Below are 16844 nucleotides of genomic sequence, written 5' to 3' on the forward strand. Positions count from 1 at the left end.
AAGTTTGAGGTAAATGATATTCTAAATCACGTTTTATCCCACTTTAATGGGCAGTAAAACCCCCACTGATTATGGTATTAAAGTGAGTAAATGTTTTTTGGAAACTATCTTGAAATCGAGATAATTTCGATAAGTTAAACGTTAATGTGTAATTTTACAATTAATATCTCGAATTCGAGATAAAATTATCATGACGGATTTTACTTTCTAGTATGGACAAAATGAATAATGAATTTTAATGTAAAGCAATTTTTATAATGAATTAAAAAGGAGTGGACGAAATGGAAAAGAAAACAATGGGGATACATCACATTACAGCAATTGTAGGACATCCACAAGAAAATGTAGATTTTTATGCTGGTGTATTAGGTTTACGTTTAGTGAAACAAACAGTAAATTTTGATGATCCGGGTACGTACCATCTTTATTTTGGTAATGAAGGAGGAAAGCCTGGAACAATTATTACGTTTTTCCCATGGGCAGGTGCTCGTCAAGGAGTTATTGGTGACGGTCAAGTAGGTATCACTTCTTATGTTGTACCAAAAGGTGCAATGGAGTTTTGGGAAAATCGATTAGAAAAATTCGATGTTTCGTATACAAAAATGACTCGATTTGGAGAGCAGTATTTAGAATTTGATGATCCGCATGGTTTGCATATAGAATTAGTAGAAAGAGAAGAGGGTGAATCAAATAATTGGACTTTTGGAGAAGTTACGCCAGAAGTAGCAATTAAAGGATTTGGTGGTGCGGTTCTATTATCGGCACAGCCTCAAAAAACTGCTGAACTGTTAGAACATATTATGGGTCTTGAGAAAATTGGAGAAGAAGGTGAATTCGTTCGATTCCGTTCTTCTGCTAAGATTGGAAATATTATCGACTTGAGGTTATCAACAATCGGTCGTGGCCAAATGGGCGTTGGTACAGTGCATCATATTGCTTGGAGAGCGAGTGACGATGCTGATCAGTTAGACTGGAAAGAGCATGTGTCCCGTTTTGGATACCACGTAACTCCTGTACAAGATCGTAATTATTTTAACGCAATTTATTTTAGAGAACACGGTGAAATTTTATTTGAAATTGCAACAGATCCTCCTGGTTTCGCTCATGATGAATCGTTGGAGACGATGGGTGAGGAATTAAAATTACCGGAACAATATGAACAGCATAGAAAACAGATTGAACAAACGCTTTTGCCGTTTGAAGTGAGACATTTAGATTAAAGTGATTGAAAGGGGAAAAGAATTATGATGAAACATGTTTTTCAAAAAGGAAAAGATACGTCAAAACCAGTGTTGTTATTACTTCATGGTACAGGAGGAAACGAATTAGATTTATTACCACTTGCAGAAATAGTTGATCCGGAAGCATCTGTATTAAGTGTTAGAGGAAATGTATTAGAAAATGGCATGCCACGTTTCTTCCGTAGATTGGCAGAAGGCATTTTTGATGAAGAAGATTTGATTTTCCGTACGAAGGAATTAAATGATTTTTTAGATGAAGCTGCAAAAGCATATGAATTTGATAGAAATAACATTGTAGCTATCGGGTATTCAAATGGAGCAAACATTGCGGCAAGCTTATTATTCCATTACGAAAATGCGTTAAAAGGTGCTGTGCTTCATCACCCAATGGTGCCTAGAAGAGGAACACAATTGCCTAATTTAGCTGGGAAATCCGTGTTTATTGCTGCTGGAACAAATGATCCAATTTGTTCATCTTCTGAGTCAGAGGAATTGAAGCTACTATTAGAAAATGCAAACGCTAATGTAACAATGCATTGGGAAAATAGAGGACATCAATTAACGATGGGTGAAGTAGAAAAAGCAAAAGAATGGTATGGAAAAACAGTTCTATAAGTATAAATAATAAAAGAAGCATCTGCTAATCGTTAGCAGATGCTTCTTTTATTATTTAAGACTGGATTGCAAGGTGGGGTGAAGAAAGTGGTAGGTGAATATCGACGACCGTACCTTTATTTAATTCACTTGAAATGTGTAATTTACCATGATGTTCTTCAATTATTTTGTAACACATCATTAATCCTAGCCCTGTGCCTTTTTCTTTTAAACTATAAAACGGTTCGCCTAAACGGGAGATACGATCTTCTGGGATACCGCAACCTTCATCGATAATCCGTATTAAGATGAAATTCCCCTCTAATGGTTTTGTTTGGATGAAAATATTTCCGCCATTTGGCATTGCTTCAATCGCATTTTTTAATATATTTATAAAAACTTGTTTTAATTGGTTACCGTCACATTGAATGTCATATACGTAATCAAAATGATCCATAATGATATGAACGCTATGCATAATTGCGGTTGGTAAAATAAATGTAACTACCTCTTCAATTAAAGTTTGTATGTTACAAGTTTGGATTGCTAATACTTGTGGTTTAGACATCGCCATAAATTGACTCGTGATAGATTCCATCTGTGAAATTTCACTTAACATAACATCGATATACCACTTCTGCTCCTCATTTATTTCAGGGAGTAGCAATGTTAGAAAACCTTTTAGAGAAGTGAGTGGATTTCGAATTTCATGAGCGATTCCAGCTGTCAGTTGTCCGACTACTGCGAGCTTTTCAGATTTTCGTAATAACTTTTCCGTTTCCTTTAGCTCAGTAATATCTCTTCCCATTACGATAAGACCTTTACGGGAGCCGTCAGGGTGATAGAGAGGAACTTTCGATATACTTAAGATTAGGTCGAAATCATCTCTATGAATAATAAATTCTTCACCATGAAGAATTTGTCTTTGTTGCCATGCTAATTCATCGACTTCTTCACAATGTAAAAAAGCTTCTCGGTACGCTTCATTATATTGAATGAGTTCACTATCTTTTTTTCCGTGGTAAGGTACATGATGGAAATTGAAGCAAGAAAGTGCGTAGTCATTTGCCTCAAGCCAGCGCCCTTCATGATCTTTAAATATAACAAACGCAGGCATGGAGTTTACTAATGTACGTAACCTCTTCTCACTTTCTTTAAGCTTTTTCTCAATTCTTTCTGATTTTTCAAGAGGCTTCATAATGGCATATACGCCAGTTAGACGATTTTGGACAAAAATAGGAACTAGTTTTGTCACGACATCTAATAAGAATCCATCTTTATGATAAATAGATAAAATATACTCTTGTTGATTATCCGCTTCCGTATTCTTTATATTTTGTAATACTTGCTCAGAAATATGAGCTTCTAAAATCGAGGTAATGCTTTTCCGCTCTAACTCTGAAGAAGTGTAACCTAGTATTCTTTCGGCAGAAGGATTAGTGTGTATAATAATTCCCTCTAAATTTAATGAAATAATACCATCAGGGTTGTGTTCGAACAGAGATGCGTACATTTCTGTTAATGAACAATCTTGTATATGGTTGCGTAAACGTCTAGAAATGTTCGGATGACGTTTTCTTTGAGTTGATGAATATTTTTTACGACTCATAATAGTTCCTCCGTACAAATAGCATCTAAAAAGATTTGTCTATTCATAACTATAATATAGATGTAATGTGTATTTCTATAAAAAATGGAAGTTATAGAATAAATTTTGTTTTCTTTATTTTTCGCAAAGTGAATGTAGGGTAGTAATAAGGGGAGCTTATATTGTTTTATAAACCTTCTGTAAGTTACAGGAGTAGGTTTTCCTTATAATATTAGGATAGAGGAGGGGGAGAGAAAATGAAAAATTATATTCAAGGGATCGATCATGTACAAGTAGCTGCGCCTGTAGGGTGTTTAGCAGGTGTGAAGAAGAAGCACGAGAATTTTATGGTGAAAAAATAGGTATGGAGGAAATTCCGAAGCCAGAGGAATTAAAGAAACGTGGTGGATGTTGGTTTAAGTGTGGAAATCAAGAGATTCATATCGGAGTTGAGCAAAACTTCAATCCAACAAAAAAGGCGCATCCAGCTTTTTATGTTTTAAAAATTGATGAATTTAAACAAGAGTTAATAAAGCAAGGTATGGAAGTAATAGATGACCATGCACGTCCAGATGTAATTAGATTTTACGTATCAGATCCGTTCGGAAATCGAATTGAATTTATGGAAAATAAAAAACTAGGTGGAAATCCACCTAGTTTTTTAAACTTTTCTAAACAATCCTAATACTTCAACCGTTTCGGTAATGTTAACGAATGCATGAGGGTCAATTTCAGAAATTGTTAATTTCATACTTGCTAATTCTTCTCGAGAAACAACGGTCATAAGTACACGTTTCTTTTCGCTAGAATAAGCACCTTCGCCATCAAGTAATGTAATGCCACGTACAACAGTTGAAAGAAGTTGTTTTTTCATTTTTTCCGCTTCATTTGTTACAATCATAAGTGTAACCTTTCGATGTTTCGTATGAATAGCATCGATAACTTTACCAGTTACATAAATGGAAAGTAAGCTTGTAAGGGCAACATCCCAAGTGAAGAAGAATCCTGCAATAATAACAACGACTGCATTTAAAATAATAAGGAATCCACCAAGTTTAATGTCTCTTTTGCGAGACAACAACATACCGATAATATCAAATCCACCAGTTGATCCATTACAGTTAAAAACAAGACCGATACCAGCTCCGGCAATGACACCACCAAAGATGGAAGATAAAAGTGGATCTGTTGCTACGACTTTTACTGGAACGTAGTATAATGCAACAGATAATACAATAACAGAGACAATCGTGTTAAAAATTACTTTTTTTCCAAGGCCTATGTATCCTAAAATAAGGATAGGTAAGTTTAATACAAAGTTAATAATACCTGTGTTTACAGGAGTTACAATCCCTAAAATAATAGCAATTCCGCCAATTCCACTACTTAAAATTTTGTGGGGGATAAGGAAAAGATTAAAGGCAATCGCAATAATAATAGAACCAATAATAACACCAAGAAATCTGACCATCTCTTTCCCGTCCTTCACTAAAAAATTCATATTATTTCAAGATTATATATGATATTGAAAGTTTTGGGTAAAAACAGTTTATTTCGGTAAATTTGATTAATCAAAAGAATTTGAGTATTTTATCATTTGAAAGGGGATACAGTTGTGAAGATAAAAACATATCAACAGAAAAGCCCGTTGAAGCAAGAATGTGAGGATTCTTATTTTTGTAATGAAGAAAATAAGATGTATGGTGTATGTGACGGTGCAACACCTCTCGTCCCGTTTCGTGATGAACAGGGACATAATGGAGCATACATCGCTTCGCATTTATTTGCAAGTTATTTTGCTTCATTACGTGAAAATCATAGTTTACCAGTTGCAGTTGCAAAAGCAAATGAAGCATTGCAAAGAAAAATGTTAGAATATAGGGTAGATACGAGAAAAAAAGAGCATTTGTGGTGCACATGTATTGCGGCAGTTCAAATAGGTGGAGAGAAAATTGAATACGCACAGTTAGGGGACTGTATGATTGTCGCAATACTTCGAAATGGAACAATACAAGTATTAACGAAAGACACAGTTGAAGGAATTAGCAAACGAGCAAAAAAGAAGAGAGAAGAAGATCGTAAACAAGGGTTATCTGTACTAGAAGAACATGTTTTTCAAGATGTGCGAGAACAGTTAAAATATAATCGTTATCTTGCAAATATGCAGGGCGGGTATTCCGTTGCAAACGGAATGAAAGAAGCGATACATTATTTACAGCATGGTGAATTACATATAGATGAAGTGAGCGGCATTTTTATTTGTTCAGACGGATTATTCCACCCAGATTGGTCGCTCGAACAAGCTGTTGCATATATAAGAAAGAATAGTATAAGTGAATATGTAGCAATTATCGAAAAACTAGAAGGAGAAAAGAGAATAAGACCAGATGATAAAACAATGATGATGATTGATTTTTAAGGGAGGATGTTCAAATGGAAATTAAATGTGTTAATTTAACCTTTCAAGATGAATTAGTTCCTTTAGAAAAAGTGAATAAACTGATTATCCACCATACATCCGAAGATGGATGGGATGTATATCAAACACATGAGTTTCATCAAAAAGTAAGAGGATGGAGCGGGATTGGTTACAATTATTTTATTGAAGAAGATGGAACCATAGTTGAAGGACGAGGTTTACATATTGGAGCACATGCGAAAGATAATAATAGGGATACAATTGGAATATGTATGACAGGTAATTTTGATAAATATGATCCAACCCCTGCACAAATGAATGCAGTATATTCTTTATGTAAAATATTTATGAAGCAGTTTGCTATAGAGAAAGAGAATGTACTCGGTCATAGAGAGCTAGAAGGAGTTACAAAAACTTGTCCTGGAAAGCGTTTTTCTATGGTAGAGTTAAGAAACGTACTATCATAAATATAGAGGAGTAACAAATGATGATGAATATAAAAATACCAAATGATAAAAAAGAAGAGCTAGTAGCACAAATTCAGCAATTTTTCGTTGAAGAAGATTTAGATGAAATTGGACGCTTCCAAGCAGAGCGTTTAATAGAAGAAATGATTAAATTAGTAGGACCATTTGCATACAATCAAGCAATTGGAGATGCTAGAAAGCTTGTAACAGAGAAATTATCTAATATTGAAGAAGATTTGTATGTGTTAGAGAAGAATGAAGGGAAATAAAAAAGAGCCATTGGGCTCTTTTTTATTTCTCATTTTTATGCTCTTTATATTCATGTACTTTTTCTTTCACATTGCCAACCGTATCTTTAGCAGTGCCTTTTACTTTATCCCATTTTCCTTCAGCTTGTAATTTTTTATTGTCAGTTACTTTCCCGACAACTTCTTTTACTTCGCCTTTTACTTTATCAATAGCACCTTCTACTTTTTCTTTTAAACCATGATCATGTTTAGTCATACATTTCTCCTCCTTGTAGTTTGATTAGAGTTCTCTTTTCATATTGCAAGTTGAATGATGTATCTAGTAATAGCTTAACAAATACAGTTTGAATATTCAAATGATTAATGGTATAGAAAAGGAATTGTCATGGAATGTATAAGATTGTAATGGAAGGAGAAGGAATGTTAATTACATGTCTTTTGCAGTCCATATTGATTTTGTATAAGCAATTTTCATATGGGCACGTTCCATATTATTTTGACTGCTGCTACCGAATTTTGCTTGTCCGACTATTAAATGACAATTGGATTCAATAGCTGTCTCAATTCGTTTTTGAATTAAGGCAGTATGACAGCCTTTACGCTGAAATTCTGGCAAAGTAGCAGAAGCAGCTAATGAAGCAATCCCATTATTTATGTACAGAACACCAATGCCTGCAGGAGTATTTTGAACTTCGGCTATGAAAAAATGCCATCCTGGTTTATTATAAAGAATTTCGTTATTTTGGCGCACACCATCTTTTGTAAAGGATGGCATGTTAAAACCACGTACATATATATCTGCAAAAATATGAAATTCATTTTCTTTTAGTTGGCGTACTGAAACGTTAGAAGGAAGAAGGGATGGATTTTCTCTCGGTATACTATATAAAGCGGTATGGAAGCTAGATTGATAAAAACCTTTTTCAGATAAGTAATGAAATAGTTCAGCTGTACCTTGAGCGGGTGTAATTTCAAAACGACAAGGGATTTGTAGTGATTGATAATAAGAGATAATTTCATCCAACTCATCTGTATTTGTAAATGTAATACCTTTTACCGTATTAAAAGCCGGACCAGCAATTACTTTTGATGAAAAAGCAGTGGCACTACCGAACTTTTTCATTTGTACTTGCATTGGATTTCCGTTTATTGCTTGTAATAGCGTTAATCTAGAAGAGAGCATATGTATTTCTGCGTTTTCAATTTCTTGAGCTGTATTAAACGTCATAATCGTACTCATAAAGTTCCTCCGTCAATAAATATATTTCATAGTACATATACGATGTTTGTTCTGAGATTCCTGTTGAAATGTAAGAGAATAAGAGGTTTTTTGGAAGGGAAATGGAAGTGAACTGTCGAAGGGAGTAGAAACAGATTAAAGGTGGTGCTCTCATGAAACAGAAAGACGTGCAGACATGCTCTAATTGTGGTTCTCAAAATATAGGAGAAGGTGAGTTTGTCGGTTATGCACAAATACGGAAAAAGGAGACGATGTTCACATCTTCACCAGTAGATGCTTATATTTGTACAGATTGCGGGAATGTCCTTTTATTAAAAGTACGACATTATGAAAAGTTTAAGCAGAAGCCGTTATGATTATTGAGAAGTGGTCATATCCAACATTGTATACGAAACGTCTTATATTAAGGGAAATTAATATGAGTGATAGTTTACATATATATGAGTATGCTGCAGATAAAGAGATGACAACTTATACTGTATGGGATGCTCATCAATCGTTATGTGACACATATAACTATGTAGAAGAAATTGTGAGTCAATATAATAAAGGACAAGTAGCGCCTCTTGGAATCGTGTTAAAAGAGAAGCAAAAACTTATAGGAACGTGTGGATTTATAAAATATGATTTGACCGCACATACAGCAGAAATTGCATACGCCTTATCTCGAAAATATTGGGGAAGAGGATTAGCTACCGAGGCTGTGTTAGCTTTTTTCTACTATGGTTTTCATGAGTTGCATCTTAATAGTATTGAAGCGGGATGTGATTCAGAAAATGAAGCATCTGAAAAATTAATGAAACGTTTGAATATGGAGTACGAGTGTACGATTCAAAAGGATATGTTCATTAAAGGTAAGTATCGTGGCACGAAAAGATATTGTATATCTCGAGAAAGATATATGGATAAATGAAATATTTCATATTAAAAACTCCTTTAAATGAATAAGGGAGTTTTTATTTTTTATAACAATAATTACCTTTAATTGTTATAATTGGTTATTGGTATAGAGTATTTTTGTTCACACCATAATGATAAAAGAAAACTAGCTAAATTGTATAGAAAATGGCTATATAACACAATCGCAACCGTAAGTTGACAAAGTGCAACCATAGGAAGATAGAGATAAGTGCAATGTTTACATACAATTTAGGTAAGAAAACAAAGGGGGACACACATATGGGATTTGGTGAGAAGCTTTTTAAATTAAGAAAAGAAAAAGGTCTTTCTCAAGAAGCATTAGCCGAGAAATTAAACACAACAAGGCAAGCGGTTAGTAAATGGGAAAACGGTCAAGGTTTTCCTGAAACTGAAAAGTTAATAATGATTGGAAATGTATTTGAAGTTTCACTTGATTATTTATTAAAGGAAACTGCTGAGCAAAGTAATGAAAATGTAGATGGATATTACGTAAGTCAGGAAATGGCAGAAGGGTATGTAGTGTATGGACAAAAAATTTCTAAATATATTGCGTTAGGATTTAGTTTGCTCATTTTATCTACAATACCGTATTTATTATTTAAAGAAAATGCAACAATGTCGACATTCCTTGTCATTATTATTGCTGTTCTTGGAATTGGAGCAATGATGGTACCTGCAACGATAGAAGAGAGTCGATACAATGTATTGAAAAAAGAAGAACTATTATTTGATCAAAACTTTCTAAAAGAATTGACAAAAAGATATGCGATTATTAAGAAAAAGTATGCGGCAGTAATGATCATTGGATTTTGTTTTATAGCCGCAGGCGCAATACCGTTTTTGTTTGAGAAAAAGCATATCACTTCAGGAGAATTAGTGCAGTATTACCCTTACTGTGTTGTACTTATTGCAATTGGAGTCTATCTTTTTGTTCGTGTGTTAGGAGTATTAGAGGTGTATCGAATTTTAGTAGAAAATAAAGAATATAGTAATCGTCTTATTTTTAAACTGAAAAAGAAAGTGAGAGAAAAAGTGGATAATTTTTAATAGGAGAAAACATACTTTTATGAAAAGTTAAGATAGGAGTGTAATGATGTCAAATCTTCTAGAAATTGAAAATTTAAGTAAATCATTTGGAAACAAAGTTGTTTTAAGAGATGTTTCTTTCAATGTGCCGTCTGGATCAATTGTTGGATTCATTGGTGACAATGGGGCAGGGAAATCAACAACTTTTAAAACAGTACTACAATTAATTTCTAAAGATAGTGGTACAGTCAAAATATTTGGTAAAGAAAATATAAATAAAGATGCCAAGAATAAGGGGAAGATTGGAGTCGTATTTGATGCTATGAATCTCCCGGCTCATCTTACAATAAAACAAATAAATAAGGTTTTTGAAAAGATGTTTGACTCTTGGGATAGAGAAAATTTTTACCGATTAGTTCATTCTTTCTCTTTACCTACTTATGAAAAAGTAGGTAGGTTTTCCCGTGGAATGTCGATGAAACTATCTATAGCTGTTGCATTATCACATAATGCCAAATTATTAATTCTAGATGAAGCGACGGGAGGTCTTGATCCTTCATCTAGGGAGCAGGTGTTAGAGGAATTAAAAAGTTTTGTGAATAAAAGTAATGGTGGTATATTACTTTCTTCACATATTATGAGTGATGTAGAAAAAATAGCTAGTCACCTTATTGTGATAAAAGATGGAGAAATTTTATTGAATGAAGAAAAGGATAAGGTTTTAGACAATTATGCCATTGTAGGTGTTGATGAGGAACAACTAACTTTAATCAACAAAGATATAGTTGTGGTGAAAAGGAATAATGGTTCTTATTTCAATGTACTTGTATCAGATGTGCATAAACTACCAAATGGGATTGCTCATAGAACTATTTCGATAGAAGAAATAAGTGTTTTATTAACAAGGAGTGAAAAATAAATGAAAGGTTTATTATTGACAAACTATTATCTAGTGTATCGAACTTTCTTTACGTTCATGGGAATAGCGATATTAGGATCGGGATTTGTTTTTTATTTTGGTAATGCTTCAATGTACCGTTTAATTGCTACATTCATTATCTTATTTGCTGCAATTCCTGCACTTGAAGTTATTAAGTATGAGAGTAAGTCGGGTTATGAAAAATATGTACTTACTTTACCGGTTACTAGAAATAACATTGTGCAAAGTCACTACCTTTTCTATTTTATAGTTGTAATTATTGGTACTTTATTATCGTATAGCATATTTTACGTACATGCTTCAGTTTCAGATACGCCAATTGATGATGATATATTTAAGAGTGTTTCTTTAGGGACGTTCATCATCCTTAATGCCGGAGCAATAGCCTATCCACTCCTCTATATTTTTGGAGCAGAAAAATCTGATGCTATTACAATTGGAGGCGCATGTGGGGGACTTGTTATTTATTTTGGATTACAAAGTGTAATTGGCTATTTAATAGGACAATTTCCAATATCAAATTTAAATTTATCTGTATACGTTTCAATTCTATATACAATATTTGGCGTTATCATATATATCTTTTCTTTTGTTATTTCGGTATTTATATATCGTAAGAAGGAATTTTAGTATATTTTCTCTTAGTATTTTCTGAATTATTTCCAAAGGAATAATTCAGAAAATACAGAAAAATGTCGTAATTATTTACGAGAGTCTGTTATAATAAACGAAAAATGAAAACGCTTTAAAGGGGGATATAACCAATATGATGATGAATGTACCGCTAACAATTAGTTCTATGATGGAAAGAGCAGAAAAATTGTTTTCAAAGAAAGAAATTGTTTCACGGACACATGATACAATTACGACGTTAACGTATAAGCAGTTAGGTGAAAGGACGAGAAGGCTTTCCAGTGCGTTAAAAAAGTTAGGAATTAAGGAAGGCGAGCGTATAGGAACGTTAGCGTGGAATCATCATCGACATGTGGAAGCGTATTTTGCTATTCCAGGTATTGCTTCTGTTTTGCACACAATTAATATTCGTTTATCTCCTCAACATATTTTATATATTATTCAGCACGCAGAAGATCGCATTCTACTTATAGATGAAGATCTCGTACCGCTCGTTGAAAATATTCAATCACAACTATCAGCTGTACAAGCTTACATTATTATGACTGATAAAGATGAACTTCCAAATACTACGCTAGAACCTGTATATCATTATGAAAAGCTATTAGAAGAAGGCGATCCAAATTTCCAATTTGTAAAAGATATTGATGAAAACACACCTGCTGGTATGTGTTATACGTCGGCGACTACAGGAAATCCAAAAGGTGTTGTATATACGCATCGTAGTACTGTATTGCATTGTATGGCACTTGGTTTAGCGGATACAGCTGCTTTATCGGAAAGTGATGCAGCAATGGCGATTGTACCGATGTTCCATGTGAATGCTTGGGGACTTCCTTTCGCTGCTACGTGGTTTGGATCAAAACAAGTTCTTCCAGGACCGATGTTTACACCAAAAATTTTATTAGAAATGATCCAATCTGAAAAAGTGACGTTAGCTGCTGGTGTGCCGACAATTTGGCTCGGTGTATTACAAGAGTTAGAAAATAATAGTTACGATTTATCTAGTATGACGAGAATACTATGTGGTGGTGCAGCTGCACCGAAAAGTGTTATTAAAGCATTTGAACAGAAACATAATGTTCCTTTCATCCATGCATATGGTATGACGGAAACGAGCCCACTCGTAACACTTGCGCGTTTAAAAAGTTATGAAACAGAATTATCGTATGAAGAGCAATTAGAAATTCGATCAAAACAAGGGTATCTTGTACCTGGTGTAGAGATGAAAGTAGTCGGTACAAATGGTGAAGTGAAGTGGGATGGTACAGAGATGGGAGAACTTTGTTTACGAGCACCATGGATCGCTGAAAGCTATTATAACGATGAGCGTACTGTCGAAGGTTTTCGTGATGGATGGTTATATACAGGAGATGTTGTCACAGTCGATGAGGAAGGTTGCGTGAAAATTGTTGACCGTACGAAAGATGTTATTAAAAGTGGGGGAGAATGGATTTCCTCAGTGGACCTTGAAAATGCTTTAATGGCACATGATGCTATATTTGAAGCAGCTGTCGTTGCCGTTCCTCATCCGCAGTGGCAAGAGCGACCAGTTGCCTGCGTTGTTCAAAAGAAAAATAGTACAGTAACAAAAGAAGAAATATATGCGTTTTTAAAACCGCAGTTTGCAAAGTGGTGGTTGCCAGACGAGATTGTATTTATGGAAGAAATACCGAAAACATCTGTTGGGAAGTTTTTAAAACAAGCGCTTCGGAAAGAACTTGAGCATTTGGGTAAAGGGGAATAATGGAATTCATATTTGTAAACCTATTATGAAAATAAGTTGACAAATTCTAGATAGAAATATAATATAACTTCTATAATATGTTATCCGAAAATTATTTTCAGTTTACAAATGGGAGAAGCAAATATGAATACAAAAAACTTAGTTTTCGTCGCTTTATTTAGTTCTATTATGGGAGTGTTAGGATTAATTCCTCCAATTGCTCTTTCTATTACACCAGTTCCAATTACATTACAATCACTTGGTGTTATGCTTGCTGGTGGACTGTTAGGATCACGTCTTGGTGCATTAAGTCAACTTGTTTTCTTACTTATTGTAGGAGTTGGAGCACCATTACTTGCTGGTGGACGTGGTGGCTTTGGTGTATTTGTTGGGCCAAGTGCAGGATATTTACTTGGTTATATTGTTGGAGCGTTTGTCATTGGTTATTTAATTGAGCGTTTACGTGAAGTTTCTATAATAAAAGTATTATGCATTAATATAATTGGTGGTATTTTCGTAGTTTATGTATTGGGTATTATTGTACAAGCTTTCGTAATGGATATTTCTATATGGCAGACGATGAAAGTAAGTGCTGTGTTCTTACCAGGGGATTGTATAAAAATAATTATTGCAGCAGTTCTTGTAACAAAATTACACCGTTCATTGAAACATATTATTACGCCTGCTTTAAAGAGTGGGAAATATACAAATGCGGGATAAAAAAGAGAAGAAACACGTTCATTGCGTGTTTCTTTTTATTATTTTTAAGAGAAAGGACGTCTCATATGGGGATTACAAAAGAATATAAAAAGCATGCTTCCTTACAACCGAATAAAATAGCAATAAAGGAAAATGATCGAGTTTTAACATATAAAGAGTGGTTTGGGTCAGTGTGTAAAGTAGCAAGCTGGTTGGATGAAAAAAAGTCAAAGAATAAAACGATAGCAATTGTATTAGAAAATCGTATCGAGTTTTTACAACTATTTGCTGGTGCTGCTATGGCCGGATGGGTTTGTGTGCCATTAGATATAAAATGGAAAAAGGATGAGCTAAAGGAAAGACTAGTAATCAGTAATCCGGATATGATTGTGACGGAACGATATAAGTTGAATGATATATCGGGAGAGGAAGGAAGAGTAATAGAAATTGATGAGTGGAAAAGAATGATAGAGAACAAACTGCCTGCATATTATCCTGTAGAAAATGTACAACATGCTCCTTTTTATATGGGGTTTACATCAGGATCGACTGGAAAGGCAAAAGCATTTTTACGTGCACAACAATCGTGGATTCATAGCTTTGATTGTAATGTACATGACTTTCATATGAAAAAGGAAGATTCTATTTTAATAACTGGAACGCTCGTTCATTCCCTTTTTTTATACGGGGCAATAAGTGCATTATATATAGGACAAACGGTGCATATTATGAGAAAGTTTATTCCAAATCAAGTGTTGGATAAGTTAGAAACGGAAAAAAATTCGGTCATGTATACAGTTCCGACAATGCTAGAATCTTTATATAAAGAAAAGAGAGTAATAGAAAATACATTGAAAATTATTTCGTCAGGAGCGAAATGGGAAGCTGAGGCGAAAGAAAAAATAAAGAGTATATTTCCTTATGCGCAAAAATATGAATTTTACGGTGCATCGGAACTAAGTTTTGTAACAGCATTAGTTGATGAAGAGAGTGAAAGAAGGCCAAATTCAGTAGGGAAACCTTGTCACAATGTGCAAGTTCGAATATGTAATGGAGCAGGTGAAGAAGTACAGAAAGGTGAGGTAGGAACTGTTTATGTGAAAAGTGATCAGTTTTTTATGGGTTACATATTAAATGGGATTGTAGTTCCAGAATTGAATGCAGATGGCTGGATGACAGTGCGAGATGTAGGCTATGAAGATGAAGAAGGCTTTATATATATTGTAGGTAGAGAAAAGAATATGATTTTATTTGGAGGAATTAATATTTTTCCAGAAGAAATAGAAAGTGTATTACATGAACATCCAGCTGTAGATGAAATAGTTATAGTTGGTGTGAATGATAGTTATTGGGGTGAAAAGCCTGTCGCCATCGTCAAAGGAAGTGCTACGAGGCAACAATTAAAGAGTTTTTGCTTACAACGATTATCCTCGTTTAAAATACCGAAAGAATGGCATTTTGTAGATGAAATACCTTATACAAATAGTGGAAAGATTGCTCGTATGGTAGCAAAAAGTATGATTGAAAAACGGGAGAAAATATATGAATAGGGCAGTTATTGTAGAGGCGAAAAGAACACCCATTGGTAAGGAGAATGGGATGTTAAAAGATTATGAAGTTCAGCAATTAGCAGCACCACTCCTTACGTTCTTAAGTAAAGGGATTGAGAGAGAAATAGACGATGTTATATTAGGGAATGTTGTGGGACCAGGAGGGAATATTGCTAGATTATCTGCTTTAGAAGCAGGACTAGGTTATCATATTCCGGGAGTAACAATTGATCGGCAATGTGGTGCCGGATTGGAAGCGATTCGCACCGCATGTCATTTTATTCAAGGCGGGGCAGGTAATTGTTATATTGCAGGAGGAGTAGAGAGTACAAGTACATCACCTTTTCAAAATAGAGCACGATTTTCACCAGAAACAATAGGTGATCCTGATATGGGAGTAGCGGCTGAATATGTTGCAGAACGTTATAACATCACGAGAGAAATGCAAGACGAGTATGCTTGCCTCAGTTACAAACGAACACTGCAAGCATTAGAAAAAGGATATATACATGATGAAATAATGTCTTTTAATGGATTATTAGATGAATCTATAAAGCTAGAAATGAATTATGAACGAATGATTAAAAGAACAAAACCTGCATTTTTACAAAATGGTACAGTAACGGCAGGGAATTCATGTGGTGTAAATGATGGGGCATGTGCAGTTCTTGTAATGGAAGAGCGGCAAGCTCGAAAATTAGGATACAAGCCTATTCTTCGTTTCGTTTGTAGTGCTGTAGTTGGAGTAGATCCCAACCTTCCGGGGACTGGTCCAATATTTGCGGTGAACAAATTACTAAACGAAAGGAATATGAAAGTAGAGGACATCGATTATTTTGAAATAAATGAAGCATTTGCTTCAAAAGTTGTAGCTTGTGCAAAGGAGTTACAAATTCCATATGAAAAATTAAATGTAAATGGTGGTGCAATTGCACTCGGTCATCCGTACGGTGCATCTGGGGCTATGCTTGTAACACGTTTGTTTTATCAGGCGAAACGAGAGCGTATAAAATATGGAATCACGACATTAGGAATAGGGGGCGGAATAGGGCTTGCTTTATTATTTGAGAAAGTAGAAGACTAGCGAGGTATTAACTGTACTATGATTAATAGGGGATAATTAGTTCAATATATGAGTTAATATCCGCTCTTAGTAACTATAAAACAAACAAATATTATTCTATATTTTGGGGTTACCTGAGGTTGAATTTGTAAGCTTGAGCCTCAGATTATTGGTATAATGTATTGACACTCCCACGGCTAAAGCCGCAAGCTGACTAACGTCAGTGGGATTCTTGCTACCAAAGGCGACGTCTATTTCTAGTATCGCTGACGTGCAAGATTGCGGTGTGCCATCACCACTCCGTATCCAGTGCATCTAGCAGATACGGCACTCGTTCTATTACCAAACGAGTCAGATTGTGAGTTCTCAAATGTGTTTTAGCGTCTTGTACTTGACGACTCAATACATTTTACGGAGCAGAAGAATTTGTTACTCCAACCTCATATGTATTCTGTTTTCAGAGAACAAGATTGTTTTAGAGACTTTTAC

18 protein-coding genes and 1 pseudogene are annotated in these 16844 nt (G+C 34.6%); 15 read left to right on the forward strand and 4 right to left on the reverse strand.

What is annotated here, in order from left to right; all coding sequences use genetic code 11:
- Positions 1-281: 281 nt before the first annotated feature.
- Both LMD38_RS08865 and LMD38_RS08870 read left to right on the forward strand, forming a co-directional pair.
- Positions 282-1220, forward strand: coding sequence for a ring-cleaving dioxygenase (locus LMD38_RS08865; protein WP_016718240.1), 939 nt, complete (start codon positions 282-284; stop codon positions 1218-1220).
- Positions 1221-1244: 24 nt separating this feature from the next.
- A complete protein-coding gene (locus tag LMD38_RS08870) occupies positions 1245-1856 on the forward strand; it encodes an alpha/beta hydrolase (protein WP_016718239.1) in 612 nt (203 codons plus the stop codon).
- Between the two features lie 55 nt (positions 1857-1911).
- On the opposite strand, the gene LMD38_RS08875 is transcribed toward LMD38_RS08870, so the two are convergent.
- A complete protein-coding gene (locus LMD38_RS08875; RefSeq protein ID WP_000087685.1) occupies positions 1912-3444 on the reverse strand; it encodes a BA3702 family sensor histidine kinase in 1533 nt (510 codons plus the stop codon).
- Between the two features lie 236 nt (positions 3445-3680).
- Between LMD38_RS08875 and LMD38_RS08880 the strand changes: the two are divergent.
- A pseudogene (locus LMD38_RS08880) lies at positions 3681-4108 on the forward strand (VOC family protein).
- Here the strand turns inward: LMD38_RS08880 and LMD38_RS08885 are convergent.
- The gene (locus LMD38_RS08885; protein ID WP_153016942.1) at positions 4085-4924 is read right to left on the reverse strand and encodes a YitT family protein; all 840 of its coding nucleotides are present in this window, start codon (positions 4922-4924) and stop codon (positions 4085-4087) included. The pseudogene LMD38_RS08880 and the gene LMD38_RS08885 sit on opposite strands and share 24 nt — an antisense overlap.
- 96 nt (positions 4925-5020) lie before the next feature.
- Between LMD38_RS08885 and LMD38_RS08890 the strand changes: the two genes are divergently transcribed.
- The 3 genes from LMD38_RS08890 to LMD38_RS08900 are packed head-to-tail and all read left to right on the forward strand — an operon-like array spanning position 5021 to position 6578.
- Complete coding sequence (locus LMD38_RS08890) at positions 5021-5842, forward strand: protein phosphatase 2C domain-containing protein (protein WP_029141178.1); 822 nt, start codon at positions 5021-5023, stop codon at positions 5840-5842.
- Between the two features lie 14 nt (positions 5843-5856).
- Positions 5857-6309 (forward strand): peptidoglycan recognition protein family protein, encoded by a 453-nt coding sequence (locus LMD38_RS08895; protein ID WP_062821818.1) that lies wholly within the window; start codon positions 5857-5859, stop codon positions 6307-6309.
- A gap of 17 nt (positions 6310-6326) precedes the next feature.
- The gene (locus LMD38_RS08900; protein ID WP_001994665.1) at positions 6327-6578 is read left to right on the forward strand and encodes a DUF2164 domain-containing protein; all 252 of its coding nucleotides are present in this window, start codon (positions 6327-6329) and stop codon (positions 6576-6578) included.
- 22 nt (positions 6579-6600) lie between these two features.
- Here LMD38_RS08900 and LMD38_RS08905 read toward each other — a convergent pair whose 3' ends face one another.
- Both LMD38_RS08905 and LMD38_RS08910 read right to left on the reverse strand, forming a co-directional pair.
- Complete coding sequence (locus LMD38_RS08905; protein WP_016718234.1) at positions 6601-6813, reverse strand: CsbD family protein; 213 nt, start codon at positions 6811-6813, stop codon at positions 6601-6603.
- A gap of 171 nt (positions 6814-6984) precedes the next feature.
- Positions 6985-7797 (reverse strand): GNAT family N-acetyltransferase, encoded by an 813-nt coding sequence (locus tag LMD38_RS08910; protein ID WP_062821817.1) that lies wholly within the window; start codon positions 7795-7797, stop codon positions 6985-6987.
- A 152-nt stretch (positions 7798-7949) separates the two neighbouring features.
- Between LMD38_RS08910 and LMD38_RS08915 the strand changes: the two genes are divergently transcribed.
- The 9 genes from LMD38_RS08915 (at position 7950) to LMD38_RS08955 (ending at position 16376) form a co-directional block, all read left to right on the forward strand.
- The gene (locus tag LMD38_RS08915) at positions 7950-8153 is read left to right on the forward strand and encodes a hypothetical protein (RefSeq protein WP_000810212.1); all 204 of its coding nucleotides are present in this window, start codon (positions 7950-7952) and stop codon (positions 8151-8153) included.
- Positions 8150-8710, forward strand: a complete 561-nt coding sequence (locus LMD38_RS08920; RefSeq protein ID WP_016718232.1) for a GNAT family N-acetyltransferase — start codon at positions 8150-8152, stop codon at positions 8708-8710. Before LMD38_RS08915 ends, LMD38_RS08920 begins: the two co-directional genes overlap by 4 nt.
- A 266-nt stretch (positions 8711-8976) precedes the next feature.
- Complete coding sequence (locus LMD38_RS08925) at positions 8977-9765, forward strand: helix-turn-helix domain-containing protein (protein ID WP_016718231.1); 789 nt, start codon at positions 8977-8979, stop codon at positions 9763-9765.
- Positions 9766-9811: 46 nt separating this feature from the next.
- On the forward strand, positions 9812-10663 hold the full coding sequence (locus tag LMD38_RS08930) for an ABC transporter ATP-binding protein (protein ID WP_016718230.1): 852 nt from the start codon (positions 9812-9814) through the stop codon (positions 10661-10663).
- Positions 10664-11314: an ABC-2 transporter permease gene (locus tag LMD38_RS08935; RefSeq protein WP_000677371.1), complete on the forward strand. Its 651-nt coding sequence runs from the start codon at positions 10664-10666 to the stop codon at positions 11312-11314. It abuts the gene before it with no gap.
- 136 nt (positions 11315-11450) lie between these two features.
- A complete protein-coding gene (locus LMD38_RS08940; protein ID WP_061183390.1) occupies positions 11451-13064 on the forward strand; it encodes a long-chain fatty acid--CoA ligase in 1614 nt (537 codons plus the stop codon).
- A gap of 123 nt (positions 13065-13187) precedes the next feature.
- Positions 13188-13763 carry a biotin transporter BioY gene (locus LMD38_RS08945; protein WP_001093342.1) on the forward strand — a complete coding sequence of 192 codons (576 nt, stop codon included), beginning with the start codon at positions 13188-13190 and terminating at the stop codon, positions 13761-13763.
- A 65-nt stretch (positions 13764-13828) separates the two neighbouring features.
- Positions 13829-15292, forward strand: a complete 1464-nt coding sequence (locus LMD38_RS08950) for an acyl-CoA synthetase (RefSeq protein ID WP_062821816.1) — start codon at positions 13829-13831, stop codon at positions 15290-15292.
- Entirely contained in the window at positions 15285-16376 is a 1092-nt protein-coding gene (locus LMD38_RS08955) for an acetyl-CoA C-acyltransferase (protein ID WP_062821815.1), read from the forward strand. Before LMD38_RS08950 ends, LMD38_RS08955 begins: the two co-directional genes overlap by 8 nt.
- Positions 16377-16844: the final 468 nt, after the last annotated feature.

It is taken from the genome of Bacillus pacificus, assembly GCF_020861345.1.
Classification (GTDB): Bacteria; Bacillota; Bacilli; order Bacillales; family Bacillaceae_G; genus Bacillus_A; species Bacillus_A pacificus.

Excerpts from the sequence above, each read along its gene's own strand:
- LMD38_RS08865 (WP_016718240.1), top strand. The coding sequence starts at position 282 with ATGGAAAAGAAAACAATGGGGATACATCACATTACAGCAATTGTAGGA.
- LMD38_RS08870 (WP_016718239.1), top strand. The coding sequence starts at position 1,245 with ATGATGAAACATGTTTTTCAAAAAGGAAAAGATACGTCAAAACCAGTG.
- LMD38_RS08875 (WP_000087685.1), bottom strand. The coding sequence starts at position 3,444 with ATGAGTCGTAAAAAATATTCATCAACTCAAAGAAAACGTCATCCGAAC.
- LMD38_RS08885 (WP_153016942.1), bottom strand. The coding sequence starts at position 4,924 with ATGAATTTTTTAGTGAAGGACGGGAAAGAGATGGTCAGATTTCTTGGT.
- LMD38_RS08895 (WP_062821818.1), top strand. The coding sequence starts at position 5,857 with ATGGAAATTAAATGTGTTAATTTAACCTTTCAAGATGAATTAGTTCCT.
- LMD38_RS08900 (WP_001994665.1), top strand. The coding sequence starts at position 6,327 with ATGATGATGAATATAAAAATACCAAATGATAAAAAAGAAGAGCTAGTA.
- LMD38_RS08905 (WP_016718234.1), bottom strand. The coding sequence starts at position 6,813 with ATGACTAAACATGATCATGGTTTAAAAGAAAAAGTAGAAGGTGCTATT.
- LMD38_RS08910 (WP_062821817.1), bottom strand. The coding sequence starts at position 7,797 with ATGAGTACGATTATGACGTTTAATACAGCTCAAGAAATTGAAAACGCA.
- LMD38_RS08915 (WP_000810212.1), top strand. The coding sequence starts at position 7,950 with ATGAAACAGAAAGACGTGCAGACATGCTCTAATTGTGGTTCTCAAAAT.
- LMD38_RS08920 (WP_016718232.1), top strand. The coding sequence starts at position 8,150 with ATGATTATTGAGAAGTGGTCATATCCAACATTGTATACGAAACGTCTT.
- LMD38_RS08925 (WP_016718231.1), top strand. The coding sequence starts at position 8,977 with ATGGGATTTGGTGAGAAGCTTTTTAAATTAAGAAAAGAAAAAGGTCTT.
- LMD38_RS08930 (WP_016718230.1), top strand. The coding sequence starts at position 9,812 with ATGTCAAATCTTCTAGAAATTGAAAATTTAAGTAAATCATTTGGAAAC.
- LMD38_RS08935 (WP_000677371.1), top strand. The coding sequence starts at position 10,664 with ATGAAAGGTTTATTATTGACAAACTATTATCTAGTGTATCGAACTTTC.
- LMD38_RS08940 (WP_061183390.1), top strand. The coding sequence starts at position 11,451 with ATGATGATGAATGTACCGCTAACAATTAGTTCTATGATGGAAAGAGCA.
- LMD38_RS08945 (WP_001093342.1), top strand. The coding sequence starts at position 13,188 with ATGAATACAAAAAACTTAGTTTTCGTCGCTTTATTTAGTTCTATTATG.
- LMD38_RS08950 (WP_062821816.1), top strand. The coding sequence starts at position 13,829 with ATGGGGATTACAAAAGAATATAAAAAGCATGCTTCCTTACAACCGAAT.
- LMD38_RS08955 (WP_062821815.1), top strand. The coding sequence starts at position 15,285 with ATGAATAGGGCAGTTATTGTAGAGGCGAAAAGAACACCCATTGGTAAG.